The following is a 1,025-nucleotide window of genomic DNA, read 5'->3' as shown; positions in this document are numbered from 1 at the left end:
GTGGCAACAGAAAAAGGTGTAGGGGTTCGCATGCGCCATGATATGGCAGCCAATGCGGGGCAGTTGCATCTTTCTGCTGACGGGAAAATCTCGTTGAAGAATGTTTTTGGTCATGGGGGTGTTGTCCTCAAATCGAAAAGTCAGAGCGTATTGGCAAAGCACATCACCTCGAAAAAGCATATTGATATTGCCGCACATAAGGATGTGACGTTAGAAGCCGTTGGCGCTGATGGTCATTTAAAAATAGAGGCGCAGGATGGACTTTTATCGATTGCCGGAAACGCAACGTCTGGGGGCAACATGGAGCTGTCTTCGCGCCAGACACTTCAAGTTTCAGGGCTAGGGTCAGGCGCTGATATGGCTCTTGAGGCAGGCGGAGAGCTGAAGATTGAGGGGAACGTTTTAGCGCAAGGGAACCTCAAGGTACATGCCGGTGGTGATATCCAAACGCATCTTTTAGCTGGTAGGGTTGATATGGTTCTTGAGGCGGGTGGAGACTTGAGGCTTGAGGGGGATGTTTTAGCGCAAGGGAACCTCAAGGCACATGCCGGTGGTGATATAAAGGCGCAGCTTTTAGCCGGTGGGGTTGATATGACGGCAACGGGTGCTACAGGTGTTGTTGTTCTTGGCACCCAAGGGGATGTTGATCTCCAGAGCAGTCAAGGTGCGATTGTTGCTGAAAGTGTTTATGGAGCAGGAGATATCACCCTGATTTCTCATAACGGGCTTTCTGTTTCTCAAACAATTCTGTCGCATCAAAATGTTGCCATTCAAGCACAACCAGAAACAAATGCTCCCGTTCATTTTGGGCAACTTTTAGCCTATGGCAAGGCAAATATTGAGGGTGGGGCTGTTGACTTTTCTTCGCTGATGACGGGTGAAGAAGCTGTTTTAAAGGTTGGCAGCCTTGATGCAGGGACACTGATGACAGGTGTCGTTTCTACGGGCGGTTCAGGGGATCTTGTTTTAGATGAAAAGGGCTTTCTTTTGATTACAGCAAAAGAAGGGGTGAAGGTTGGTCAGAT

At 49.0% G+C, this 1,025-nt stretch carries 1 pseudogene; it reads left to right on the top strand.

Annotation, left to right across the window (positions count from 1 at the left end):
* Window positions 1-30: 30 nt before the first annotated feature.
* Window positions 31-1,025 (top strand): annotated as a pseudogene (locus ACFIJ7_RS09565) (hypothetical protein); the annotation flags it as partial.

Origin of the sequence: Bartonella sp. MR100HLJHH (genome assembly GCF_042194215.1) — a bacterium.
Classification (GTDB): Bacteria; Pseudomonadota; Alphaproteobacteria; order Rhizobiales; family Rhizobiaceae; genus Bartonella; species Bartonella grahamii.
Note: the sequence above shows the minus strand (reverse complement) of the source record. Positions and strands in the feature narration are given on the sequence as shown.